The organism is Brevibacillus sp. MER 51 (genome assembly GCF_023714195.1).
Taxonomy (GTDB): Bacteria; Bacillota; Bacilli; order Brevibacillales; family Brevibacillaceae; genus Brevibacillus.
Genome location: NZ_JAMAUS010000004.1, coordinates 234,045 through 258,318, shown reverse-complemented (window position 1 = coordinate 258,318; position 24,274 = coordinate 234,045). Strand labels below are relative to the sequence as shown.

General features: G+C 48.8%; 24 protein-coding genes and 4 pseudogenes. 7 read left to right on the top strand and 21 right to left on the bottom strand.

Going from position 1 to position 24,274, the window contains the following annotated elements:
- Positions 1-73: 73 nt before the first annotated feature.
- A complete protein-coding gene (locus M3630_RS10945) occupies positions 74-997 on the bottom strand; it encodes a LysR family transcriptional regulator (RefSeq protein ID WP_251252116.1) in 924 nt (307 codons plus the stop codon).
- Between the two features lie 145 nt (positions 998-1,142).
- On the opposite strand from M3630_RS10945, the gene M3630_RS10940 reads away from it, so the two are divergent.
- Positions 1,143-1,625 (top strand): DinB family protein, encoded by a 483-nt coding sequence (locus M3630_RS10940; RefSeq protein ID WP_251252115.1) that lies wholly within the window; start codon positions 1,143-1,145, stop codon positions 1,623-1,625.
- A 42-nt stretch (positions 1,626-1,667) separates the two neighbouring features.
- Here M3630_RS10940 and M3630_RS10935 read toward each other — a convergent pair whose 3' ends face one another.
- A complete protein-coding gene (locus M3630_RS10935) occupies positions 1,668-2,219 on the bottom strand; it encodes a nitroreductase family protein (RefSeq protein ID WP_251252114.1) in 552 nt (183 codons plus the stop codon).
- A gap of 156 nt (positions 2,220-2,375) precedes the next feature.
- Here M3630_RS10935 and M3630_RS10930 point away from each other — a divergent pair, with 156 nt between their 5' ends.
- Positions 2,376-3,092, top strand: coding sequence for a GDSL-type esterase/lipase family protein (locus M3630_RS10930; RefSeq protein WP_251252113.1), 717 nt, complete (start codon positions 2,376-2,378; stop codon positions 3,090-3,092).
- A 45-nt stretch (positions 3,093-3,137) separates the two neighbouring features.
- Here the strand turns inward: M3630_RS10930 and M3630_RS10925 are convergent, their stop codons facing one another.
- Complete coding sequence (locus tag M3630_RS10925; RefSeq protein WP_173610876.1) at positions 3,138-3,920, bottom strand: SagB/ThcOx family dehydrogenase; 783 nt, start codon at positions 3,918-3,920, stop codon at positions 3,138-3,140.
- A 125-nt stretch (positions 3,921-4,045) separates the two neighbouring features.
- On the opposite strand from M3630_RS10925, the gene M3630_RS10920 reads away from it, so the two are divergent.
- Complete coding sequence (locus M3630_RS10920) at positions 4,046-4,927, top strand: LysR family transcriptional regulator (RefSeq protein WP_251252112.1); 882 nt, start codon at positions 4,046-4,048, stop codon at positions 4,925-4,927.
- Between the two features lie 21 nt (positions 4,928-4,948).
- Here M3630_RS10920 and M3630_RS10915 read toward each other — a convergent pair whose 3' ends face one another.
- From M3630_RS10915 to M3630_RS31155, 6 genes and pseudogenes are all read right to left on the bottom strand, one after another.
- A complete protein-coding gene (locus tag M3630_RS10915) occupies positions 4,949-5,728 on the bottom strand; it encodes a GNAT family N-acetyltransferase (protein WP_251252111.1) in 780 nt (259 codons plus the stop codon).
- Positions 5,729-5,906: 178 nt separating this feature from the next.
- On the bottom strand, positions 5,907-6,290 hold the full coding sequence (locus M3630_RS10910; RefSeq protein ID WP_048034142.1) for a hypothetical protein: 384 nt from the start codon (positions 6,288-6,290) through the stop codon (positions 5,907-5,909).
- Positions 6,291-6,369: 79 nt separating this feature from the next.
- Positions 6,370-7,350 (bottom strand): BtrH N-terminal domain-containing protein, encoded by a 981-nt coding sequence (locus M3630_RS10905; protein ID WP_229088118.1) that lies wholly within the window; start codon positions 7,348-7,350, stop codon positions 6,370-6,372.
- Positions 7,334-7,906, bottom strand: a complete 573-nt coding sequence (locus tag M3630_RS10900) for a PadR family transcriptional regulator (protein ID WP_048034144.1) — start codon at positions 7,904-7,906, stop codon at positions 7,334-7,336. The genes M3630_RS10905 and M3630_RS10900 overlap by 17 nt, the downstream gene beginning before the upstream one ends.
- Positions 7,907-8,372: 466 nt before the next feature.
- Entirely contained in the window at positions 8,373-8,546 is a 174-nt protein-coding gene (locus M3630_RS10895) for a hypothetical protein (RefSeq protein ID WP_251252110.1), read from the bottom strand.
- A gap of 77 nt (positions 8,547-8,623) precedes the next feature.
- Positions 8,624-8,800 (bottom strand): annotated as a pseudogene (locus tag M3630_RS31155) (glycoside hydrolase family 15 protein); the annotation flags it as partial.
- Here M3630_RS31155 and M3630_RS10890 point away from each other — a divergent pair.
- Positions 8,735-9,202, top strand: a pseudogene (locus tag M3630_RS10890) (LysR family transcriptional regulator substrate-binding protein); the annotation flags it as partial. The pseudogenes M3630_RS31155 and M3630_RS10890 sit on opposite strands and share 66 nt — an antisense overlap.
- A gap of 6 nt (positions 9,203-9,208) precedes the next feature.
- A pseudogene (locus tag M3630_RS31335) lies at positions 9,209-9,322 on the top strand (GNAT family N-acetyltransferase); the annotation flags it as partial.
- Here the strand turns inward: M3630_RS31335 and M3630_RS10885 are convergent.
- Both M3630_RS10885 and M3630_RS10880 read right to left on the bottom strand, forming a co-directional pair.
- Positions 9,322-9,661 (bottom strand): annotated as a pseudogene (locus tag M3630_RS10885) (GNAT family N-acetyltransferase); the annotation flags it as partial. The pseudogenes M3630_RS31335 and M3630_RS10885 sit on opposite strands and share 1 nt — an antisense overlap.
- 29 nt (positions 9,662-9,690) lie before the next feature.
- Positions 9,691-11,145: an aminotransferase-like domain-containing protein gene (locus M3630_RS10880; RefSeq protein ID WP_251252233.1), complete on the bottom strand. Its 1,455-nt coding sequence runs from the start codon at positions 11,143-11,145 to the stop codon at positions 9,691-9,693.
- A 137-nt stretch (positions 11,146-11,282) separates the two neighbouring features.
- Here M3630_RS10880 and M3630_RS10875 point away from each other — a divergent pair, with 137 nt between their 5' ends.
- Positions 11,283-12,185, top strand: coding sequence for a DMT family transporter (locus M3630_RS10875; RefSeq protein WP_251252108.1), 903 nt, complete (start codon positions 11,283-11,285; stop codon positions 12,183-12,185).
- 466 nt (positions 12,186-12,651) lie between these two features.
- Here M3630_RS10875 and M3630_RS10870 read toward each other — a convergent pair whose 3' ends face one another.
- The 4 genes from M3630_RS10870 to M3630_RS10855 form a co-directional block, all read right to left on the bottom strand.
- Positions 12,652-13,734, bottom strand: coding sequence for a glycoside hydrolase family 15 protein (locus M3630_RS10870; protein ID WP_251252107.1), 1,083 nt, complete (start codon positions 13,732-13,734; stop codon positions 12,652-12,654).
- Between the two features lie 166 nt (positions 13,735-13,900).
- Positions 13,901-14,725: an inositol monophosphatase family protein gene (locus tag M3630_RS10865; RefSeq protein WP_221868080.1), complete on the bottom strand. Its 825-nt coding sequence runs from the start codon at positions 14,723-14,725 to the stop codon at positions 13,901-13,903.
- Positions 14,726-14,994: 269 nt separating this feature from the next.
- On the bottom strand, positions 14,995-15,207 hold the full coding sequence (locus tag M3630_RS10860) for a CstA-like transporter-associated (seleno)protein (protein ID WP_017250626.1): 213 nt from the start codon (positions 15,205-15,207) through the stop codon (positions 14,995-14,997).
- Entirely contained in the window at positions 15,204-17,294 is a 2,091-nt protein-coding gene (locus tag M3630_RS10855; RefSeq protein ID WP_232774471.1) for a carbon starvation CstA family protein, read from the bottom strand. The genes M3630_RS10860 and M3630_RS10855 overlap by 4 nt, the downstream gene beginning before the upstream one ends.
- 256 nt (positions 17,295-17,550) lie before the next feature.
- Between M3630_RS10855 and M3630_RS10850 the strand changes: the two genes are divergently transcribed.
- A complete protein-coding gene (locus tag M3630_RS10850; protein WP_173610865.1) occupies positions 17,551-18,036 on the top strand; it encodes a hypothetical protein in 486 nt (161 codons plus the stop codon).
- Positions 18,037-18,096: 60 nt separating this feature from the next.
- Here M3630_RS10850 and M3630_RS10845 read toward each other — a convergent pair whose 3' ends face one another.
- From M3630_RS10845 to trxA, 6 genes are all read right to left on the bottom strand, one after another.
- The gene (locus M3630_RS10845) at positions 18,097-18,879 is read right to left on the bottom strand and encodes a LytR/AlgR family response regulator transcription factor (protein ID WP_251252106.1); all 783 of its coding nucleotides are present in this window, start codon (positions 18,877-18,879) and stop codon (positions 18,097-18,099) included.
- Complete coding sequence (locus M3630_RS10840; RefSeq protein ID WP_251252105.1) at positions 18,854-20,581, bottom strand: sensor histidine kinase; 1,728 nt, start codon at positions 20,579-20,581, stop codon at positions 18,854-18,856. Before M3630_RS10840 ends, M3630_RS10845 begins: the two co-directional genes overlap by 26 nt.
- A 160-nt stretch (positions 20,582-20,741) precedes the next feature.
- Positions 20,742-21,569 (bottom strand): GNAT family N-acetyltransferase, encoded by an 828-nt coding sequence (locus M3630_RS10835; RefSeq protein WP_251252104.1) that lies wholly within the window; start codon positions 21,567-21,569, stop codon positions 20,742-20,744.
- A gap of 42 nt (positions 21,570-21,611) precedes the next feature.
- On the bottom strand, positions 21,612-22,217 hold the full coding sequence (locus tag M3630_RS10830) for a sigma-70 family RNA polymerase sigma factor (RefSeq protein WP_251252103.1): 606 nt from the start codon (positions 22,215-22,217) through the stop codon (positions 21,612-21,614).
- A 169-nt stretch (positions 22,218-22,386) separates the two neighbouring features.
- Complete coding sequence (hppD, locus tag M3630_RS10825; RefSeq protein WP_251252102.1) at positions 22,387-23,478, bottom strand: 4-hydroxyphenylpyruvate dioxygenase; 1,092 nt, start codon at positions 23,476-23,478, stop codon at positions 22,387-22,389.
- Between the two features lie 226 nt (positions 23,479-23,704).
- Positions 23,705-24,019, bottom strand: a complete 315-nt coding sequence (gene trxA, locus M3630_RS10820; RefSeq protein ID WP_251252101.1) for a thioredoxin — start codon at positions 24,017-24,019, stop codon at positions 23,705-23,707.
- Positions 24,020-24,274 lie beyond the last annotated feature (255 nt).

Sequence of the window (24,274 nt, the reverse complement as noted above, 5' to 3'; positions counted from 1 at the left end):
TGAACTTCCTCCCATCGACCAGATCGTACTGTTCGTCATGATATGCATTTATTTTACCAAGGAAAGGAAAATCTTACGAGTGATTATTATTGATGGCGGAAGCCTGGGCGTTGTCGATGGCCGATTGAATATACGCTTGTAGCGTATCGATGAAGATACGAGCGGCGAACCCCATATATTTGTCCTTGCGATAAACCAGACAGATGTCTTGGCTGGGTGTCGGATGCAAGAGATTGATGATCGCAATCTCGTCGTCGTTTACGTTTTGCAGCAGTAAGCTAGGCAGGATACAGCCCCCGATCCCCTTTTTTACAAGACTCAATTGAGACTGGAGTGTAGTTGTTTCGATATGAGGCTGCAAACGAAAGCCTTCCTGTATGCAATAGCGATTGATGAGCTGTCTTGCTTGATGATCCGGCGGAAACATTACCATTTTCACATCTTGAAGCTGACCAAACTTAATTGCCTTTTCCTTGGCGAGTGGATGTGCGCGATGAACGGCAAGCGCGAACTCTTCATGAAATAGCGGAATGACAGTGATTCTCTCATCCGGCTCAGGTAACACAGTCACGCCCAAATCAATCTCGCCGGATGTGATTTGCTCCACGATTCTTGTAGACTCTATGACGGATAAAGCTGTTTTCGGATACAAGCGGTGGAATTCTACAAGAAGAGCATCAAACAATAAATCGGCATCGCCAGGCAAGACACCGATCGTAAGCGTGCCCCCTTCGTTGTTTTTCATGGCAGCAATCGCTTCGCGTGCGTAGTCGATATGGGAAAAAACATGCCGACTCTGCTCCAGCAATACCTTTCCTGCTTCTGTCAGCGTGATTCGCTTGCCCAAGCGGTCAAACAGCGGGACACCCAGCTCACTCTCCAAAAACTTGATTTGCTGGCTGAGGTTGGACTGCGAGGTACACAGCTTTTCCGAGGCCCGGGAAAAATGCATTTCCTCACATATTGCCATAAAATACTCCAATTGCCTGAGCTCCATTGCTTCACCTCTTGCGTCCATTATCATTTTTACTAATCATTCTAATCGGAAAAGCATGATTGTTGCGTTTTCCCCTACGACGTACACTTTAGTTGACGGTAAGAGCGCTGTCAATCATAGGAAAATGATAGGGAGGTTTTGTCTCATGTCTCAAAGCATGATCGCTACAGCCACATCCGTTCGTCAAATTGGCCTGCAACAGATTCCATTGATTCCTGAGGAGCTATTGGATGTTCAATCCCCCGCTTTTTCAAATACACTTCGCTGGAATATCGGGCATATCGTCTTTTGTTTTCAACATTTCCTGTCCATCGGCTTGCCTTACCAATCTGACCTGCCCGCTTCTTACGCGACTCTTTTTCAGACAGGAACGAAGCCTGCTGACTGGACGACTGCACCACCCTCGAAAGATGAGCTGATTCACTACCTATCCGTACAGCTAGATCTGCTGGCCTCCGTCACCCCTGACGAGCTAGAAGCAGCTTTGCCTGCCCCCATTACCATGGGTCCCTTCCAGTTTGCGACGGTAGGCGAAGTCTTTAACTTTGCCGTCATGCACGAATCCATCCATCTAGGGATCATTTCCAGCATGGTAAAAGTCATAGCGCAGGAAGCAACAGCAAAGTAGTTGCAAAAAAACGAGACCATTCGGAGGTCTCGTTTTTTTCGTTTATTCGAACCGAGTGAACTTTTCTTCGGCAGGTGTGCGCGTGCGTGCTGCTGGTACATTTTCCTGATCAAAAAAGCCGAGGTGCAGGAAACCAACGATTTTCTCTCCTGGCGCAACACCCAAGATAGCGTGTGCCTTCGGGTCCCAGTTGTGGGCGTTTGTTTTCCAGACGACGCCTAATCCATGCTCCCATGCGAGCAACTGGAAGTTTTGAATGAGAGCAGCCGTCGCACTGAAATCTTCTTCCCATTGTTTTTGGCGCGGATCTTCTTTCATGATCACGACCAAATAGGCTGCCGGCTGGTTGTACATGTCTCTGCGCGCCTGATGGGCTTCTGGAGGATAGCAGGTGATCAGCTTCTCCACAAACGCTTCTTTTTTCTCTGAAGATACAAACAAAAATCTCCACGGCTCACGAATACCATGGTTCGGCGCGTATACGGCGTCATTCAACAGCTCCAGAACAAGTTCTTCGGACACAGTATCTGGTTTATAGTCTTTTTTAATAGAGCGGCGCTCTCGAATGATTTTGGCAATGGACACAACGGTCACCCTCTTCTTTTAGACTTTGCACTTTGATAATGGTTATCAGTCTTATTCAGAACATATGTTATCGTGTACACTCGTCAAAATCAAGTAAGAAGTAAACGAAACTGCACACCACGCTTTTAAGGATATGGTAAACTTTTGGACGAGGAGGGATGTAGCTTGGACAGACAGCGCCCAGCTCTCATAAAGCCCGGATTTTTCAGTATCGATGCGCCAGCAGACAGGCGACGCAACGAATTTGACTTTCATAATGAAGCGTTGCTTTTCCACCAGCAGCCCGTCGATTTTGTTTTTTTCGGCGATTCCATCACGCATTGGTGGGATCTCGCTACCTTTTTTGGCCGGCCAGATCAGACGATCGTCAATCGTGGAATCGGCGGTGACACAACCGAACAAGCACGCAGACGTTTTGCCGCGGATGTCCTTCAATTAAAGCCACGTTATGTGGTGATCATGATCGGGATTAACAATACGTGGGCACTGGATACATTCTTGCCTTCCGACCGACTGACACCCCAAGAGATTTGCCAGCAGGTGACCAGTGATGTAGAAGCAATGGTGCATGCGGCTCTCGAGCAAGACATTCAGCCCATTCTTTGTTCCCTTTTGCCTACATGCATGGACCGATACGCACGCAACCGTGAACGAAATGAGCTCGTCATCACTATCAATGAACGTTTTCAAGTGATTGCTAACCAAACAAACTGTCTCTATGTCGATTTTCACTCCCGCATGACGGACGCAGATGGCATCACACTGCGCAAGGAATTGGCTGACGACGGGCTTCATCCGCATGTCCTCGGCTACCAGCTCATGGCGACCGTTCTGCGCGATACATTTTCTGCACATGACATCCCACTTGGCACACCATCATAAATGCAAAAAAGGATGCGGCTACTGATGCCCATCCTTTTTTGCTGCTTATTCCGGTCGACGGTCCGTCAGCCAATGTCCGCCTGCGATTTTGCCCACTGATGCCATCAAGACAGACAAATGAGACGTGCCATCGATGCCTAAATATTCGTTCATGTCATGATCCATCCAGTGACCAATCGTCGTTACCCCAAGCCCCAGTCCGTTTGCTACCAAATGCAGGTTCTGCGACACGTGCCCGGAATCCCACCAAATATAGCGGTACGCACGTTCTTTGTATTTGTCTTTCGTGCGATCCACCATCGCTGTCCAAACGAAATTGACAGCAGCCCGTCTCGTCACCTCTTGTTCTTCCGTGAACAGATACGCAATCTCGGATGTGTCTTCTCTCTTCAGTCCCTCCAGGCACCAATTCTGTACATCCAGGTGGTACAAGCCTTTCTCTAGTCCCTCCACATTGTTGATCATCAGGTACGTCTCAATCGGATACAGGGCCCCGGCAGACGGCGTCGTGCGTAATTGATAGTCTCCCATATCTTCTGTGATACCCTGTGTCCCCCATAGCAAGAGATTCAATTCGTTAAGCGTCATGGGCTGCTTCAAGAAATTACGCTTGGATCTTCGATTGGCGAGAACCTCCCACAAATCGACGGACGCTGGAAACTGTGGCTTGCCCAATTCTATGCGGGCAAATACCTCTTCATAGCGCAAATACGTCGCCGGTCTTTTGGAAAAATCGTAACGAGAGGCCCAGCCTTTTTCCAGCTCGCCCACCCGGTAAGAGGTCGCCTCGATAAATTCATTTGCAATTCGCTGCCATTCGGGATGCATCTATGTTCCTCCTCGTATGTTCTTGGTGGTGATGTCTTTTACTATACGAAGCTCTTTTCCATTAGTAAAACAATGATTTATAATATTTTTCATAAGATAAAACTAATGAAAAGGAACGTGGAGACATGACGCTTACCCAACTGCAAGTGTTTGTCGCCGCAGCAAAAGCTGGTAGCTTCACGCGGGCAGCAGAAGAAATCGGCTTTACGCAATCCGCCGTCTCGCAGATGATTCAGTCCCTGGAAAAAGAGCTAGGCGTCAGTCTTTTTCAGCGCAGTCGCAGCGGGATCACTCCGACGAGCATCGGAGAACGGATGCTTTCGCACGCTCGCGACATTTTAAACATCACATCCTGCATGACGGAGGAAGCAAACGTGGCCCGTGGGATTTCATCCGGCACCTTGCGTATTGCCTCGATCCCCAGCGTCGCCTCCCGCTTTTTGCCCGGACTTTTGGGCAGCTTTCGCAAGCGGTTTCCAGCTGTGGACATCCTGCTTTTGGAAGGCGATAGCGATGAAATTGGCAACTGGTTGCACAGCTCGGTTGTCGACATTGCTTTTACCGTTATGCCTGATAAGGAAATGCAAACGTTGCCGCTCCTGCAAGACGAAATGATGGTCATTTTGCCAGATACCCATCCGCTGAAGGACAGTCAGACCCTTCGTTTTTCCGAAATTGCAGAGCGTTGTTTTATCATGCCAAAGGATGGCTGCATCCGAAAAATGCTGCAAGAGAATCACATCACCCCGACGGTTACATTTGAAGTGCGTGAGGTGTATACGATTTTGACCATGGTGCAGGAGTATATTGGCGTCACCATCATGCCTGAGCTGTACATGCCACCTGTCATCCCCAAAGTCGTCGCGATTCCTCTGTCGCCCCCGATTACAAGGGAAGTGGTGCTCGCGGTGCGCAACTGGCAGTCGATCTCCCCACTCACGGCAGAGTTCGCCGTTCACAGCCAGCAATATGTAAAAGGCATGGATTTCACGCCAACGAGCAAGTAGTCACACGAACAAAGCCCTCGCCTATTGGGATGGGCGGGGCTCTTGGTGTGCGAGAAGCTCTGTTAGCCATTTTTCAAATTTATTGGCACTCATAATTTCATGGGTAATAAATTCGCCATCATAAAACAGGCCAAAGGTCGTCCATATGACAGGCGCGTTCTGTGCTGCTTCCCTCGTTGTCAGCTTGTACGCATAAAAGGGAACACTTTTCGCTTCCGCTACTTTTCTCAACTCTTCCAAAACACCACCAGCAAATGGACATTGCGCTGTGTAATAAATGGTGACGCCTTTCTCCTTTGTAGAAGTTGTTCCTGTTTTCTTAAAGGACGGCATTGCTGCTTGTCCATTCCATTTCCATGCCACTAATTGAAAATAAGGTTCTGCCTGGTCTGCCAGCTCAAACCCCATATGCTCAAAAAAGCGTCTCTCGCTCAAATATGGGTACTTGTTCTTCCCTACGATATGAACGATTCCGTCCATGCCACGTTTGACGGCATCTTCCTTGCAATGATGCAACAATTGCTTCGCATACCCGTTCCCTTTATATCTGCCGGACACCCACAAACAGTTGATATACATATAATTGGGCGCTTCAATTGGAACCCATGCCATTTCCGCAGGCAAGTACTCAATAAATACTTTAGCCCGGTCATCCAAGCGATAAAAAACCAATCCTTCATCCATTCGCTCTGTCAGCCACTTCTTCTTTTCAGCTACTGCACTCTCGTATTGTTTTGCACCTAATGCACAGCATATGTGCTCCGTTTCCATGTTCTTTTTCGTGATTTCTATATACCCCATTTTTTATCGCCTCCACCTTTCCTCTGCTTTTAGATTAAAATCGGCGATTCTGGATAAAAATGGTTGTTTTTTTAGTAGCCGAATAGTTGTGTATATTTTACCACTTCCTGACTCCTATGGAAAAGAAAGCAGAAGCATTTGTAGTACCAGTAGCCATTGAAGGCAATTGCGTGCGAATTTAAAGCTCTATTTCACCTGCTCGATCTTGCTCCAGATGAACAAGTGGAACAGGAGAGTAGATAAACGTATCCCCGTCGTTTTCAAGCTTGTACATGATACAAAATAAAGCTGAACCTCTATGATCGCCACTCGGTATGGAGAAAATCATGGCTGGACAGCGCAGCTCAGCAGAATGAACGCTTGCACACAGATCTTTATAAGTCACAACAGCAAGGTTATCGACATCAGCGAGATGCTGTTGACAATCCCCGATAACTTGCCTGTAATACTCTATATTCTGATTATACTTATTCGCAAAGCTCTGCTTATACTCCTCAATGCTAAGAAAGCAACACTCCCAATCCAAAGGTGGGATACTTAACACATAGCGATAGAACTTCAACTTTCGGATTCCTCCTTTTTTGAAATCGAGCTATTATACGCGATCATTAAAGCATATCTACTGGTATGAAATAAGGCTATCACAACAATAGCTCCATGGCTGCGCGTTCTTTATCCGCAATCTCGAGCAACAGCTTCGACGCGTGCACGAGCTCTTGGTGCTCACCTGTTCTTCCTGCATGGTCGATTGAAGCAGACACGCTAACCCACATTGGAGCGATCTCTGTAAACATAGAGTGGGCTTGTTCGATCCTCGGGTCCTCCAGCCGATCAGCACATTCTCTCAAATAATCCCTATACAGATTCCGAAATAAAGCGCCGCCGGTTCCCGCCCGCTCCATTAGCGTCGCGGTAAGACATAAATCATGTTCGAAATTGTTGCTGCGAGAAGGCCACTTCAAGATTTCATTGCTCATTTTAACAACGCCTCTATTGCCAATATTCTGAATGGGCGGGTTCAGATAGTCATGCGCATTCATGGTCAAGGATTCGCGCATAGCAGAAACAAGCGGAAGCAATGCGTCGTTTGGCTCGATCGTAAAGGAACGATTCCGGGAGCTCATGGGTCCCTTTGCATTTCTGGCAGCGGCCAAGCTTGTCAAACTCGTCTTCACTAGTCCACCCTGTTGTCTGGTGTCCGCCAAGTAGGCATATTCGTCATCTATACCGTAAAGTACCGCATAGTGACCGGCGAAGTGCACTTTGTTCGTAAAATAATCCAAGTAATAGGCATCTAATTTAAGCCCAACCGGAATCCCGTGTTCGATGCTGCTTCGGACGTTCTGCCACGCCTTATTGACGGACGAGGTTTCTTGATATCTGACGTTCAAGCCGAGTCGTTCGGCGAGATAAGCGGTCAGTTTATCCGGTTTTATCCTTCCTCCGATGAAGGGGAAGTCCATTCCCTTCGAATCCCAGTATATGAATCCAAGCCCTTGCCCGAGTCCGAACAACATCGGCTCAGACAGGTGGACTCCCGCATATTGCATTAAATTGCCCATGGCGGTTGTTTCGCAATGTTCGCCTTGATAAGGAATGAAACCTTCAATAAATTTGACCATGGCTACTTGCCTCCTCCAATAATTCATGTATGAAACGTCTAACGAACGCTTGCTCGCTCTCGATTAAGCTGAATGGATGCAAGAACAACGCCCTTACGTTCAGCGGCAAGCTAGCTCCGCCTTGTGATTCGTACTTCTGTCTTATTTTTATCGAGGCTTGTTCAAGAAAATCCAGTCGTTTCCGTAAAGCAATGACGGCCTCTTCCTTCCCGATATGGGGCAAAGCGGCCAAACCGAGATCGAAGCGGTTGTCCCGTTCCCGTGTAGACGAAAGACTATCAAGAATTTCATTTCTCAGCTTACGTATACCCACTTCGGTGAGGGCAAACCGGGTCGGCGCTGGCCCCTTGCCAGATTTCTCGTCGGATGTCTCGGGTGAGATCCATCCTTTATCGCTAAGTTTCTTCAATCCTGTATATATCGAGGTTGTACCGATATTCGCCCATTCTTTATAACCTCGCTGTTCGACTAACTTCATAATATCGTATCCGGAAGCTTGACGATGTTCCGCGATCATTTGCAGGAGCATGAATTCGACATTCGATAATGTATGCATAGAGAGACTCCTTACCTTTAATATTTCATACGTGAAATATAACGCAGGTGTAATAAAAATTCAATAACCGAATCAGCTAAAAAACTACAGCTTGAGAATGTTCAAATCAGGAACTGACGAACTTCAGAATGTATGGGTCTTGAGGTTGATAATGAAAGCGCAAGATCTTGAAACGTACATTCCCCTATACTAAAAATGGCAATTAGTTGTAACGAAAAATGGGGGAACGAACATGGGTAACAAGGTGGAAGGATTGTTAACTTATTTGCGGGTGGCATTGGATTGTTAGCTTCGGCTTTTACATTATTGTTCACCCCATTTTTACAACTACGTATGAAATCATTTCATGAAGTAACATTGGAAAAAGATGTGTCTATAAAGAGCTAAGGAGTGCCTTAAGAAGTATGAAACTAATGGTATCAATCGTTGTCAGCAATAAGAAAAACCAGGAAGACCCTCTTCCTGGCTAGTACCGAATGCCGAGCTCTGCCGCCAACACGAGAAACATCGCATGCGACCAAAGGAGCGGCACAGCGGGATGCCCTGCCCTCTCCACCCACATCTCATAATGAGTCGGAGAAAGCAAATGCTCCTGCACTTGCTCAGGCGTCCGCTCGCTTGCCGCTGGGACACCATCCACGCCGCTATCTTTTCGGCTTCTTCACGCCTGCCCGTTTTCACGTAATACGTATCGGTCGGATAGCGATGTACGCCGTATCCTGCGCGCAGCTCCTCTTCTATAGCCTGCACGGTTCGGAGCATAAGCGGATCATTTACATCGACGATCCCATACGGCAGTGCCAGCCAGAGAAGACTTGCATCCACAGAATGATCCCCGACGGATTTTATCAATCGCCCGTTGGCTGTACCATGCTCGCATATGAATTGGCGAATGGTCTCTCCTTGCTGAGTCGCCTCCCGCTTTTGCCCGGACTTTTGGGCAGCTTTCGCAAGCGGTTTCCGGCCGTGGACTTCCTGCTTTTGGAAGGCGACAGTGATGAAATTAGCAACTGGCTGCACAGCTCGGTTGTCGACATTGCTTTTACCGTTATGCCTGATAAGGAAATGCAAACGTTGCCGCTCCTGCAAGACGAAATGATGGTCATTTTGCCAGATACCCATCCGCTGAAGGACAGTCAGACCCTTCGTTTTTCCGAAATTGCAGAGCGTTGTTTTATCATGCCAAAGGATGGCTGCATCCGAAAAATGCTGCAAGAGAATCACATCACCCCGACGGTTACATTTGAAGTGCGTGAGGTGTATACGATTTTGACCATGGTGCAGGAGTATATCGGCTTCACCATCGTAGGGAAGAACAAGTACCCTTATTTGAGTGAGAGGCGTTTTTTTTAGCATATGGGGTTTGAGCTGGCAGACCAAGCAGAGTCGTATTTTCAATTAGTGGCATGGAAATGGTGAACGATTCCGTCCATACCACGTTTGATGGCATCTTCCTTGCAATGATGCAACAATTGTTTCGCATGCCCGTTCTCTTTATATCTGCCAGAGACTCACAAACAGTTAATATACATATAATTGGGCGCTTCAATTGGAACCCATGCCATTTCCGCAGGCAAGTACTCAATAAACACTTTTGCTCGCTCATCCAAGCGATAAAAAACCAATCCTTCATCCATTCGCTCTGTCAGCCACTTCTTCTTCTCAGCTACTGAATGTTCGTATTGTTTTGCACCTAATGCACAGCATATGTGCTCCGCTTCTATAATTCTTTTTCGTGATCTCTATATACTCCATTGTTTACCGCCTCCACCTTTCCTCTGCTTTTATCTATGATCGCGGACGATTTGACCAAGCCTCTCAATGCCAGATTCAAAATCGGCGATCGAAGCGTACCCATACGAGAGCCGCACATACCCTTCTTTCGTCTCCCCGTAAATGTTGCCCGGATTCAGCAGAATGCCCTGGCGTTTGGCTGCTGTAAAGAGCTCCATCGTCGAGAGCTTTCCATTTATTTTCAGCCAGATGAAATATCCTCCGTCAGGTACTTCCCACGTCGCGAGCTCACTCATGTGCTTCGTAAGTGCCCGGATGGCAGCCGCTCGTCTTGTAATGAGCTGCTCTCTGACCTTGTGCATATGCCTCTCATACAAGCCACTTGCCAGCCACTCCTCCGCCACACGTTGTGATAGTGAGCTGACTCCGTAATCCGTCTGCATCTTGATATCAGCCAGGCGTTCGATAACTGGCTCTGGCCCCACTACCCATCCAATCCGCAAGCCGGGGGTCAATGTCTTTGACAGGCTCCCGATGTACAGGACATGTCCGTGTTTATCTCTAGCCTTGAGCGGCAGCGGTGGAGGCTCTTTCGTCCACAGCTCGCGGTAAATGTCATCCTCGATAATCGGCAGACGCTCTTCTTCACATACCCGCAGCAGCTCCAACCGGCGTTTTTCTGTCATCAGGATGCCTGTTGGATTATGAAAGCAAGGATTGGTGTACAGAATCGCCCCATGCTCCTCTTTTCGCCTCGCATAGATCGCCTGTGCAATCATCCCCTGACGATCCATCGGCAATCCGGCAAGCTCCATCCCCGCCGACTGGAACACATGCAAGGAATTGAGATACGAAGGCTGTTCCAAAAACACAGTTGAACCTCGATGCAATAACCCAACCGAAATGAGCTGGAGCGCCTGCAATGCACCAGACACGATTAAGACAGAAGACGGCGAAGCTGTAATTCCTTGTCGTCCGACATAATCACTGACCGCTTGGCGCAGGGGAAGGTACCCTCTCGGCTCTTCATATCCAAATCCGCTAAGGTTCCTCGTTACCCGCTCCATGACTTGCTTCATCGTATCGACTGGAAACATGTCTGGGGAGAGCTCTCCTTTGCTCAGCTGAACCAGGTCTGACTGGAATTCACGCTTATTGATTTCTTGCACCGACGTCATGCTTGGCTTGTGCAATCCAGATCTGACGTACTCACTCCAATCCGGCGGTGGTGTCGTAGCCAACAGCGTCCAGGTATTATTGACAACGACAGTGCCCATTCCCAGCTTGCCCTCGATCAATCCGTCTGCTGTCAACTCCTCCAATGCCGCAATGACCGTGCTCCGATTGACTTCGAACGCTTGTGCCAAGTCGCGTTGGCTGGGGATTTTGCTGCCAATCGGCCATTCTCCTGTAGATATTTTTCCTTTGATAAAATCAATAATTTTCCGATATTTCGGCAACCGTTTCTCTCTGTGCAACCTGATCGATCCCTTCCTCTTCCTCATCTTTATAGGTAAAAGTGGTTGGTTTTTTTGATAGCCGAGTGGTTGCAGATATTTTACCACTTCTTGTTTACCATGGAAAAGAAAGAAGAAGCAGAGAATAGCAGGTTGGTTTTTTCATTCGAAGGAGGGAAGTTATCTTGTTTCATCCTGTCAGAAGTCGTATTTTCGCTGCACATGCCATCAGCATTTTGTTATGGGCCTCGGCCTTTGCCGGTATTCGCGTTGGGCTGCAAGCATACTCGCCGGAGCATCTCTCGCTGCTTCGCTTTCTGATTGGTTCTCTTTTTCTCGGGATACTCGCACTGTTTTTCCGCATCCGTCTGCCGGAGTTAAAGGATGTCCCAGCTATCCTTCTGCTTGGGGGCTTGGGTTTCGCCGTTTACCATACAGCACTCAACTACGGGGAGATGAGCGTAAGTGCAGGTGTAGCCAGCCTTTTGGTCACGACGACGCCGATCTTTTCCGCTCTCCTCGCTCTCCTATTCTTCCGGGAGCATTTCGGTGTGAGAGGCTGGTTCGGTGCACTGATCAGTTTTCTAGGAGTCGCCATCTGTACGATTGGCACAGGAGAGACCATCCAAATAACAGACGGAATATTCTTGATTTTATTGGCAGCCAGTAGCGAAAGCATTTACTTTGCGTTTCAGAAGCCATTCGTAGAAAAATACGGCGTTCTCGCGTTTACCGCCTACACCTTATGGGCAGGTACCTTCTGCATGCTCTTCTTTCTGCCCGGACTTGGCACAGCGATAGCCCAAGCGCCTTGGGATGTGACACTCAGTGTTGTGTATTTGGGCATTTTCCCTAGCGTTGTTGCTTATTTGTCCCTCGCCTATGTGACTTCTGTCGTTGGCACCTCGGAGGCTACTACCTCCCTTTACATGACGCCAGTGCTCGCTTTTCTGATTGCTTGGGTGTGGCTGGGTGAAGGTCCTACGCTTGTGACGATGGCTGGTGGCGTTGTGACGCTTGTCGGTGTCCTGCTCGCAACGATGAAGCCTCGGTTATCCAGAAGCACATTCAAACACCAACCCTTTTAGAAACGCCAGTATTTCCATGCTTGTCGCTATAGGCGTATCGATCGGAATCAATATGCTTGGAGCTTGGAATGACTACCGTTTTGCTTTGCGGATGCCTCGTAACCATTTGGATCAGAGAGAGCTTCACATCGAGCTTTGACTCAGTCTCCTCCGGGAGAAACAGAACCGGGCATCTCATTTGTGCGCAGGCATCCTCAAAGTGCACAAATCACAGACTGTCTCTATGCTCAGCGAGGCAGGTGCTCCCTTGCAAGGCCCCTTGCCCGCACGACAGAGGAAGCGGTTGCTCTGATTTTGTCCTATGAAGCTCTCCCCTCCTTCACGGACAAGCCATTTGCAAAAGAAACCCTGTCTGTGATAGCCAAGCTGCTTGCGAGTATTCCAACAGAGTCCTGAGCTGAGCATAGCAACAAATGGTGTCAATAGATGTCAGCAATAAGAAAAACCAGGAAGACCCTCTTCCTGGCTAGTACGGAATGCCGAGCTCTGCCGCCAGCACGAGAAACATCGCATGCGACCAAAGGAGCGGCACAGCGGGATGTCCTGCCCTCTCCACCCACGACTCATAATGAGACGGTGAAAGCAAATGCTCCTGTACTTGTTCAGGCAGTCCGCTCGCTTGCCGCTGGGACACCATCCAGGCCGCTATCTTTTCGGCTTCTTCACGCCTGCCTGTTTTCACGTAATACCAGCCCAGCCACGCAGATAACAAGAGCCACTGCCCCCCGCCGTAATACGTATCGGTCGGATAGCGATGCACGCCGTATCCTGCGCGCAGCTCCTCTTCTATAGCCTGCACGGTTCGGATCATAAGCGGATCAGCCACGTCGACGATCCCATACGGCAGTGCCAGCCAGAGCAGACTAGCATCCACAGAATGATCCCCAACGGATTTTATCAATCGTCCGTTGGCTGTGCCGTGCTCGTGTATGAATTGGCAAATGGTCTCACCTGCTTTAGCGAGTTCGAAAGCTCGGTCGGACAAATAAGGCTCCATCGCCTTGATCCCGGCATAAATGGCTCCAAGCGTCACCGGGTGGATGCGGTCTCCTCCCTCTTCCCAGCAATCAAAGTTTGGGAGCTGCCAACACGCCATTACATAGTCAAGCGTCAGTTCAATAGATGGCTTCAACTCGTGAATCAAGTCATGCTCTCCACTCATCCGCACATGCTCAGCCAGCCCCCACAGCCATGTCCCGTATCCATCGAGCTGAAAGCTGCCCCATTCACCTATCACTTCTTCTCCGTCCGCAGTATAGCGTGTATGCAAAAAGCGGTCGTTCCCCGCCTCATTTTTGTCTAATCCTTTTTTTACTGCCGTAATGGCTGCTCTTGCTTTTGTCTCATGCTTTCGGATCACAGAATCGCACCACTGGTAAAACTTGCGGGCACTCCCATGGTTGCCAGTACGGTTCATCGCGTATGCTGTAAATGTTCCATCGCGAAGCCACGCATACTGATAGTGGACAAATGCGGGTGAAGCGAGATACGCCCCAGTACTCGCTTGATGCTGTAGGATCAACCTTACACTTTCCTCGATCAGGGTCATGGTTATCCCCCCTTATTCGGACAAGCCGACTTCGTAACAAAAACAGTCGCTGCTCGTCTTCCGGCTATGCTTTTATAGCATATGCAACCGACATCCAAACGAAAACCCAATCTACATAGCAAAAGAAAACCCACTGGATGCGCATATCCAGCGGGTTCGGTGACACTTAATTTTGTGAAGGTACATCGGTATGTTCCGATTTCAGAAAATGCTGCAGCTCCTCATAAAAAGTCGGGTTGCAAGCCATCACGCTGCTTTTTTGGTCGTACGGCAGTGGTGTCCCCGTCATGGTCGTCACCCGCCCACCGGCTTCCTCTACAATGATGCGAGCTGCCCCGAAATCCCACGCATTGAGCTGCATACTGACGTAGCCATCCAGTCTCCCCGCAGCCACATATGCCATCTCCAGAGCGGCGCTTCCCAAAAGGCGCATTCCGCGAACCTTACCAGCAAGCTTTTTCACAATCAAATCGATGCCGATCTGCTCAGCACGCTTGTTCCAAAATACACTCGTGCATAACAAAGCTTGCTCCAGGCTCACTTCTCGATTCACCTGCAAGGGACGATCATTCAGAAAAGCCCCTTCCCCTTTTACCGCATAAAACAACTCGTCTCTGGAAGGATCGTAAACGGCTCCGACCATTCCCTCTCCCTTATGGTAAACGGCAATGGAAACGGAAAAATTGATTTGCTGATGCACAAAATTGGTCGTGCCATCAATCGGGTCGATGACCCAAAGCGTGTCATACTGCTTGTAATCCTCCGCATGTGCACTCTCTTCTCCTAGAATGCCGTGATCAGGGAAGCGTGCAAGAATCATCTGGATGACGTGATTCTCCACTTCTTTATCTACGGCTGTAACAAGATCGGAGGCAGATGTTTTATACTCGACGGTAAAAGGCTCCTTCATTCGCTTCAGACTCAGCTCACCCGCTGAACGGGCGCATTGCAAAGCGAGCTCCTTGAGAGCCGCCAGTGTTGATGCTTGCACACGTATCGCCACCTAAAACTTGACTTATTTTTTCGCAAAGCACACCCTTTTCTTCTGGAATAGAGAGGCTTCGACGTTTTATTTGAAAATGATGAGACAGCTCGTGCTAAAAAACGGTCATGCTATATGATTTAGTGTACCATACTTTACCTGCTGTTACACCACACGTTAGCCATGAGGGATGCGCCTTAAAGTGCGCGGATTATTGAAAAAGGGCCTCTCCCTCGTCATTTTCTGACCGGGGAGACACCCTTTTTTACATGACTACTTTAGCAGCAGCGCGTTACGCCGCCTTTTTCAAATCGTTCGGTCAATGCGTACATATAGTACTCACGCTCTGTCATCGGAAAGATCCCTGGTGCCCCATGTGTCTCGTACCAATGGGCGAGATACCGATCATAGTCGGGCATTCCGAAAATGGTTTTAATAGCAGAGCTCACTTTGCGCATTGCCTTTCGCATGGCTCTTAGCTTGCGCCTCATGCTACGTGATGTCCTTTCCCGTCAAATACATTTCCTTTGGACTTGATGTACGGCGACTCCTGCAACGGATAGTGCTTGCCGCGAAGAATATTGATCCATACCCGCGCTCCGTCAAGAATGATCCCAACCGTAATGACCATGAAGATCGCACATACCACCGCATCGATCTGGTCGTTGAAGATCATTTTTTGTGCAGCTTCCACCGTTTTTACCCCTTTGGGCAGCGTACCGGCATCCAATGCCTTTTGGAATGCTTCTGCGTGTGAGAGGAACCCGATTTTTGGATCAGGATGGAACAGCTTTTGCCAGCCTGCTGTCAGCGTCGCCGTCGTCAGCCAAGCCATCGGTACGAGTGTGATCCACGAGTAAGCCGCTTTGCCCATTTTGAAAATAATCGTCGTTCCCACTGTAAACGCAATCGCGGCGAGCATCTGGTTGGCGATACCAAAGAGCGGCCACAGCGTGTAAATGCCTCCCAACGGGTCCATGACACCTTGAAGCAGGAAGTATCCCCATCCGATGGTAATGATCCCGGAACCAATCAGATTACCTGGCAGCCAGTTGACTTCCTTCATTTTCGGAATGACGTTGCCAAGCATGTCTTGTACCATGAATCGTCCGACACGTGTTCCCGCATCGATCGTCGTCAAAATAAAGACAGCCTCAAACAAAATCGCAAAGTGATACCAGAATGCCATTAATGCCTTGCCACCCAATACACCGGAGAAAATCGTCGCCATTCCGATAGCCAGTGACGGCGCTCCGCCCGTCCGGGAAAGGATCGTCTTTTCTTGAATGTCGTTGGCAAGAGTGGTTAATTGGTCAGGGGTGACGGTATAACCCCAGCCCGTTATCGTCGTTGCAACCTGGACCACATCCACGCCAATTGCTGCGGCAGGTGAGTTGATCGCAAAATAGACTCCGGGAGTCAGCACGCATGCTGCAATCATCGCCATAATCGCGACGCCAGACTCCATCAGCATCCCGCCGTAACCGATCAAAGGCGCATGCGATTCCTTCGCGATCATCTTCGGTGTCGTTCCGGAAGACACGAGTGAATGGAATCCCGATACGGCACCGCACGCGATAGTAATAAACAAGAAGGGGAACAAATTTCCCGCAAAAACAGGGCCAGTACCATCAATGAACTTCGTCAGTGCCGGCATTTGCAATGGTGGCAGTGTCAGCACGATTCCTACCGCCAATACCGCTATCGTCCCTACTTTCAAAAACGAGCTGAGGTAATCGCGCGGTGCCAATAGCAGCCACACAGGCAAAACCGAGGCAATAAAGCCGTATACAATAATCATCCAGGCAAGCTGTACCTTGGAGAACGTAAAGGCTGGTCCCCATGTTGGCGATGCAGCAACGATTTGACCGAGCCAGAGGGAGAAGAACAAGAGAGCAAGCCCGATAATCGATCCTTCCAATACCTGCCCGGGTCGTATATACCGCATATACAATCCCATCAATATCGCGATTGGCAGCGTCATGAATATCGTAAAGGTAGCCCACGGTGATTCAGCAAGGGCGTTAACTACAACCATCGCCAAGACTGCAATCAAGATGATCATAATGGCAATAATTCCGACCAAGGCAAGCGCTCCGCCAACAGGACCGATCTCTTCCTTGGCAATCTGACCGAGAGACTTTCCATTGCGACGCATTGATCCAAACAGAATGATAAAGTCCTGCACCGCTCCACCGATCACGACCCCGACGATAATCCAGATCGTTCCCGGCAAATATCCCATTTGCGCAGCCAGCGTAGGACCTACGAGCGGACCTGCACCTGCAATCGCAGCGAAATGGTGCCCAAACAACACCCATTTGTTCGTTGGCACGAAGTCTTTGCCGTCGTTGTTCACTTCTGCCGGAGTAGCGCGATTGTCATCGAGCGCCATTAGTTTTTTGGCTATGAATTTACTGTAAAAACGATAAGCTACAGCATAAGTGCAAAATGCGGCAGTCAGTAACCAGAACGAGTTGACTGATTCCCCTTGCCAGAGGGCTATCATCCCGAATCCGACAGCACCCAATGCGGCTATCCCGCCCCAAATCAAAAGGGAAAGAAACCATTTCTTCACCCGAGTCGCCTCCTTCTATTTATCAAATATTCAGGCAATGAACCTTAGAAAAACGTATCACATCGGACAACTTGCCAACATAAAAAATGGCTGAACCGTACAAAAACAGGCACAAGCTGCACCATCCTCGTTTGAGTGCAAGCGCATTCAATTTTGGGACGTAGAAAGTCTCCGCCCAGAGTCTGATACAAACTCCTCCACAATATGTTAAAGTTATACATAAATTGGTATGGACATCAAAAAGGAGAATACGCACATGCGACGAATCGCGGGTTACATCATTATCGGAATCGGAGCGATTTTTGTTCTGGCCACCTACCTGAACGTACCGCTCGCACTGGACTTGCTATGGCCAGTCTTCCTTCTCATCCCAGGAATCGGGTTTCATATTTTCTTTTTTATGAACCCAAAGCCAAATCGCGCTGGATTGCTCGTACCGGGCGGAATCTTGCTCGTTTATGCCCCACTCTTCTTTTTCAGCCAGCTATTTTTTCATGGGGATATGAGCACGACGTGGCCCTTCTTCCTGCTCGGTCCTGCCGTGGGGCTTACCGAGCTGTACCTATTCGGCAATCGCAAACCCGCTCTCTTGATCCCCATTGGCATCCTCACCGTTCTTGCTATCGTATTTTTGATCGCGAATCTGGCGTCTACCCAGGTAGGCGGCATCCTTGGCTTGATCCTGATCGTATTAGGCGGGATCATGGTGACACGTAAGAAAAACGATGAATATCCCATGTAAGCTTTCGGAAAAAACAGACCAATCCTCCCCCAAACGGGACGCAGGATTGGTCTGTTTGCTTTAAAACCCCAATCGTTTCTTCAATTCCTTCACGACATTGCGGCTAACAGGCACTTCTGTTTTGCGGTGATCTTGCATGACTAGATGAATCGAGCCTTTGAACCAAGGGACGAGCTCAGCCGTTTTAGATAAATTAACGATAAAAGCCCGATGCGTCCGAAAGAACTGCTGGCGTGACAGCCTGCTCTCCAGCTCCTGCAACGTAAACGTGGTCGCATATTGCTCACCTGCTGTACAAATGATCGCATACCTTCCTTCCAAGGTGGCATAGACGATTTCGTTTGGATCAATCAGCATGATCTTGCCGTTTTTTTCTACGGGGACACGACGCGGCTGAGTATCGACCAGCACATTTTGCAGAAGGGACTGTAGCCTTTCCTCCAGCAGCGGTGACGAGTCCAATGCAGGTTCGCTTTTCCGCCTCATTTTTCGTACCCGATTCATCGTCTTTTCCAGACGCATTTCACTGAACGGCTTGACAATATAATCTACGGCTTCGGCCTCAAATGCTCGAACCGCATGAAAGTCATACGCGCTTGCAAAGATGATAACAGGTGGATTGACCATGGATTCGAGAAGCTCCTGTCCCACATCAACTCCATCCCTGTCCTGCAAATGAATGTCCAAAAAGACCGCGTCTGGCTCTGTCTGAAGCACCGCTTCCAACGCCTCTTCCCCGCTGCCCGCCTCTCCTACTACGGACACTTCCGAAAACTGCTCTAGCAAATACCGCAGTTCTTCTCTGGCAGGCGTCTCATCATCGACGATGAACACTTTGAGCACTGACGTTCACCCCTATCGGTAATTGTATGGTGCATGTTGTACCGCTCCCGCTTTTGCTCTCGATCACGATTCCATACGGTTCTCCGTAAATCGACTGGAGACGGCTTTTTACATTGGCAAGACCGATCCCGGATAATTGCCTCCCTGCACGCTTCTCATTAAGGGCTGGCTCGAATGGGTCCACTTCCATTCCGACCCCATTATCTGCCACTGTCAGTTCGACGATTTGCTTTTCTTTGCGGCGCGCACGAATCACTACCGTTCCCCCTTCGCGTTTGGGCAATAGCCCGTGCTTGACCGCATTTTCTACCAGGGGCTGCAAAATCAGTCCTGGCACAGTAATCCGCTCTACACCATCCTCGATGTCGTACTCTACATGGAGCTTGTCCCCGAACCTCGCACGTTCGATGGCCAAATACGCTTCGATATGCTCCAGCTCACGCGCCAAACTGACATATCCGCCAGAGTCATGCAAATTACGCCGGAAGTACTCCCCCAAATGAATCAACAGTTCACGGGCCTGTTCGGGGCGGAAGCGAATGAACGAAACGATCGTATTGAGCGCATTAAACAAGAAATGCGGATTGATCTGCGCATGCAAGGCTCTGATTTCTGCATCTGCCAACAAACGGGATTGCTTCTCCAGCTCAGCCAGTTCGAGCTGACTCGAGATCAGGTTCCCCAATCCACGCACGAGTTCCAGGTCCACTGCCGACAATTTGCGAGACCGATCCTGATACAGCTTAAGCACGCCCGCCACCTCACGTCTTCGCATCAGAGGGACAAGGATCGCATAGCGCAAGGAACAATTCGTCTCCCTGCACCCAATCTCTTCTTTCGTCTGGGCAATTTTTACTTCTTTGGTCGATAAAACTTCACGGGTCGCCTTAGTCGTTATGCCTTCTCCAACTACGTGATGGGACGAGCCTGCGCCAACATGCGCAAGCACAGAGCGCGTATCGGTAATCGCTACCGCTGCTACACGCGTCGTCCGCAATATTTCCTCCGCTACCTTTTGGGCAGAATCATACGTCAGTCCTTGACGCAAGTAAGAGAGTGTCTTGTCCGCTACTTGCAGCGTTCGCTGGGCTTGGAGCGCGCCAATCCGATCCTCTTCCTTTTTGGCCAAATCAATAATAATAATCAAAATAGCAATTCCAACCGAGTTGACGACTGACATCGGCACACTAATGGCCTGCACCAATGCCAAAGCGTCAGCGTAAGGACGTGCGATTAGAAGAACAATTCCCATTTGCAGCCACTCCGCCAAGAAACCAACGAAGAGTGCTGTCGTCCACCCGATTTTTTTGCTGCGGTTACGGAGGAACTGATAGATTAATCCCGCAAACAAGCCCTCGCTAATAGTCGAGATGGCACATGCCAAATCTGTAAAGCCCCCCAATGAATAGCGATGAATTCCCGCAATCAGCCCTGTCATTAACCCTACCCAGGGACCAGCCAGCAATCCAGCCACGACAGTCCCGATCACACGTGAATTCGCAATCGCATCCTGATACCAAATGCCATTATAGGTACCCAGTATGGAAATAGCAGAAAAAATGACGACCATCAGTGCTTTTTCTCGCCATGTCGCTTGCTGGTTCAATATGCTGCGGAATGCTCGTACACGTGTAAACAACAAGGCCGCCACTATCAAGACAGCCGTCCGCTCCGTCAACGGAACCATTAATGCCATATTCATTGGTTGATCCCTCTCAATCGCTGCCCGATGGTTCCTGCTCGTTTCTGTAACTAATCAAAATATTCACTCTCTACTACGTATTTCCCTTTTGTTTCTCTTCCTTTCCTAGTAAAAAAGGTTGCCGAAATGATTTCGACAACCCATGTATATCCGTATCGTTTTAATACTCGAACTCCAATATTTTGCACTTTTCCTTCGGCTCAAATCCTAGCTTTATCCCCAAACGAACTGATTCCTCATTCGTTTCCAGCGTGGTCCAGTGCGGTGTCAGCCCATGTTCCACGCAATGCTCCAGGTACGCCGCACAAGCAAGCGTAGCAAAGCCTTTGTTCATATCGGCTTCCTCGTACGTTTCCACGCTAATTTCATGGTCACGCTCATGGACACAGCAAGACAGGCAAGCACTCACAATCGCATTTCCTTTACATACGCAAAAACCTACGCCCCACTGCAGAAAATCATCCACCGAATGATAGAATTCCTCCACAACCTCGAGCAAGATGTTGTCCGGATCGTTTTCAATGACGCCTGCATCGATTCTTTTCAACGTGTATCCTTCGGGCAGAGGGCGATAGCTGATCTTTCGCGCTTGGAATTGCTCGGGATTGAACTGGTAGTAATATTCCCAATCCGTTTCGATCTCTCGATGCGAGATGGCTTTGGTCACTGCTTTTTCCCACGTCTCATCTGGGACAACTGCCAGAAAATGAGTGCCCCCGCACGATTCGGTCGTATATGTGCGCAATTCCCCCTCAATAAAGCCCCCCAGATCCGCTGTGAACGCTTCATTGGCAGCATCCCCTACGAAAATGCTGATCACTCCTGTTTGATCGACCAAGGCTGTCCGGGGCTGCTCCACATCGTCTACGTAAATCACTCCTCGATTTGTCCCATTGATAATCGCATGGATGGTCAAAATGTTCACATTATTAGGCGAGACCAACGTTCTGATTTTTGCATAATCATTTGGTTCCAATCGATGAATCATCCTAATTTCGGCCCTTTCTCTCTCTTTTGGACATCTGTGTACTTATGCGGCTAATAGCGGAGCGAAGTCGTCCAGACTCAGCTTCCGCACAAAAGTCGGGTCATCGTCCACGTTCCTTTCCTGGGAGGATTCCAGCTCTTCTGCAAGCAGTAGGCGAGCCCGGTTCAGCCGGGATTTCACTGTACCTTCCGGGATGCCTGCTCGCAAGGCGACTTGCTTGATTGGCAAATCCTCGTAATAGTGAAGCCAAACGACGATGCGCAGCTCTTGCTCCAACTTCCATACTGCCTCTGTTAATTCAATCGCTTCGTAGGGAACCTGTACCGCTTTCTCCTCTATTTGTAGTGAAAACAGCTCTACGGTTGTTGGGCTTCGTTTCTTTTTTCTCTGCCATTGTCTGCATTCGTTTATGAGAATTTGAATCATCCATGTTTTGAAATAAGCAGGCTCTCGCAGCGTTCGGATGGCTCTGAATGCTTTCATCACCGCATCCTGCACCACATCGGCACAATCCTCGTCCCGCCCGACATAGGTTCGTGCCAAGCCATACAAAGTCCGCTCGTACAATTGAATGACTCTGGCAAAAGCTTCTACGCTGCCGTCCTGCGCCAGCTGAATGTCCTGCTGAACTTCCCTCTTGATGCTCACATCGCATAACCCTCCTTTTATATCCAACATTTGGTTCTCATTAGTATAGATGATAGAGACGGGTAAATGGTTCATGAGGCATTCATTTTTCTGCTTCGAAAATAGAAAAAGACCATCCCTTCAGCTTTTTCAGCTTGAGATGGTCTTGTCATGCCGTTACATCAATAAATTACAGGTTACCTCTACGCTCTTGCTCGCGCTCCAGCGCCTCGAACAGTGCCTTGAAGTTGCCATTCCCGAAGCCACGCGCACCTTTACGCTGGATAATCTCGATGAACAGCGTCGGACGGTCTACAATCGGCTTGCTGAACAGCTGCAAGAGGTAGCCTTCGTCGTCTCTGTCGACCAAGACTCCCAGCTTTCTCAGCGCCTCGATGTCTTCGTCAATTTCCCCTACACGCTCTTTCAAATCTTCGTAGTACGCATCTGGCACCATGAGGAAATCCACACCGTTATCACGCAGCTTCGATACAGTGTCGATGATATCGTTGGTCAGGATAGCAATATGCTGTACCCCTGGCCCTTTGTAGAACTCCAAAAACTCCTGAATCTGCGACTTGCGGCGTCCTTCTGCGGGCTCATTAATCGGGAACTTGATGCGTCCGGTTCCGCTTTGCATTACTTTGGACATGAGCGCAGAATACTCTGTCGAGATGTCGTCCTCACTGAAATTTTGTACAGCTGTAAAGCCCATGACCTTTTGGTAATATTCTACCCACTCATCCATGACCTCGACGTTTCCAACGATGTGGTCGATGCCGATGATACCCGTACTCTCTCCTTTGACTGGAGATTGGTAAGCTTTATAGCCTGGGAAGAATGGTCCGTTGTAATTTTTTCGTTCGATAAAGGAATGAATGTTTTCTCCGTACGTACCGATAATCGCTTTTTTGACCGTCCCGAATTCATCGGTATACTCAGTCGGTTCCATGATCGGAATGGCTCCGCGAGAAACTGCCTCCCGGTAAGCCTGCTCACAATCCTCTACACGCAGGGCAACGTCTTTGACTCCGTCCCCATGCTTTTTCACAAAATCCGAGATCGGGCTGTCAGGCGTAAGCCCCCCGCTGATCACGAACGTCATATGCTTCTGCTTCAAGACGTAGGAAACCTTTTCCCGAGAACCTGTCTCCAAGCCCGCATAGGCTACTGCTTCAAATCCAAACGCTTTTGTGAAATAGTGCATGGTTTGCTTGGCGTTCCCTGTATAAAACTCCAGGTAGTCCCAGTCCTGAATCGGGAAAAAATCGGTATTGCTCATTGCCTACCCCTCCGCTTTCCTTTTCGATTATTGACATTATTTTGTGAATTGGGATTATTTTGTCGTTATCTTGAGAGTACATTGGAAGCGCTTCCCCTTGCAAGAACACGGAACAACGCGAAAACGCTCAAACGCTTTCATTCATTAAAGTACGCATGCGAGTAACAACTGGATACCAAAAAGCCACCGATCAAGTTGACCGATGGCTTTCCCTGAGTTTAGCTACTTACCTGTGTTTGAAAACAAATTGTTTCAGTTCCGCCAGAGGGGCCGCTCCTACGACTTTGTCGATCAATTCCCCGTTTTTGAGCAAAATGGTCGTTGGCAAACTCATAATGCCATACTGATTGGCAATCTCCGTTTGTTCATCGACATTGACCTTTAGGACTCGCACTTCGCTGCTATGCTCTCCGTCAAACGATTCGAGTATCGGCCCAAAAAAGCGGCATGGCCCGCACCAAGGTGCCCAAAAATTGACGAGAGTATAGCCTTCGCTTACATCATGTTGAAAAGTAGTATCTGTCGTGTGACAAATGCTCATTTGTACTTTCCTCCCTTTTATAAGTTGAAAAGTTAATTAAAACAACCATTACAGATTCCTAATATCCCTGATGGAGACAAAAAAACGCTGTGCTTGAATCATTTCGAATAACTTATTCACAGACTTATTGTGTCTATAATATCTCTAAAAGTTTTTTTGTGTCAAGTTGAACCATCCAAAAATGGGCATCGAAAGTGCAGAAAACAGCGCGAATCACTCTTCCCCTTGCTCATGCTTCCCATTCACTTTATGATG

Coding starts and splice junctions, on each gene's coding strand:
- M3630_RS10840 (WP_251252105.1), bottom strand. CDS start 20,581: ATGAATATGGCATTAATGGTTCCGTTGACGGAGCGGACGGCTGTCTTG.
- trxA (WP_251252101.1), bottom strand. CDS start 24,019: ATGAGCATTTGTCACACGACAGATACTACTTTTCAACATGATGTAAGC.
- M3630_RS10860 (WP_017250626.1), bottom strand. CDS start 15,207: ATGAGGCGCAAGCTAAGAGCCATGCGAAAGGCAATGCGCAAAGTGAGC.
- M3630_RS10870 (WP_251252107.1), bottom strand. CDS start 13,734: ATGACCCTGATCGAGGAAAGTGTAAGGTTGATCCTACAGCATCAAGCG.
- M3630_RS10920 (WP_251252112.1), top strand. CDS start 4,046: ATGACGCTTACCCAACTGCAAGTGTTTGTCGCCGCAGCAAAAGCTGGT.
- M3630_RS10915 (WP_251252111.1), bottom strand. CDS start 5,728: ATGGGGTATATAGAAATCACGAAAAAGAACATGGAAACGGAGCACATA.
- M3630_RS10905 (WP_229088118.1), bottom strand. CDS start 7,350: ATGGTCAAATTTATTGAAGGTTTCATTCCTTATCAAGGCGAACATTGC.
- M3630_RS10945 (WP_251252116.1), bottom strand. CDS start 997: ATGGAGCTCAGGCAATTGGAGTATTTTATGGCAATATGTGAGGAAATG.
- M3630_RS10880 (WP_251252233.1), bottom strand. CDS start 11,145: ATGAGGAAGAGGAAGGGATCGATCAGGTTGCACAGAGAGAAACGGTTG.
- M3630_RS10900 (WP_048034144.1), bottom strand. CDS start 7,906: ATGCATACATTATCGAATGTCGAATTCATGCTCCTGCAAATGATCGCG.
- hppD (WP_251252102.1), bottom strand. CDS start 23,478: ATGAGCAATACCGATTTTTTCCCGATTCAGGACTGGGACTACCTGGAG.
- M3630_RS10850 (WP_173610865.1), top strand. CDS start 17,551: ATGCGACGAATCGCGGGTTACATCATTATCGGAATCGGAGCGATTTTT.
- M3630_RS10940 (WP_251252115.1), top strand. CDS start 1,143: ATGTCTCAAAGCATGATCGCTACAGCCACATCCGTTCGTCAAATTGGC.
- M3630_RS10925 (WP_173610876.1), bottom strand. CDS start 3,920: ATGCATCCCGAATGGCAGCGAATTGCAAATGAATTTATCGAGGCGACC.
- M3630_RS10835 (WP_251252104.1), bottom strand. CDS start 21,569: ATGATTCATCGATTGGAACCAAATGATTATGCAAAAATCAGAACGTTG.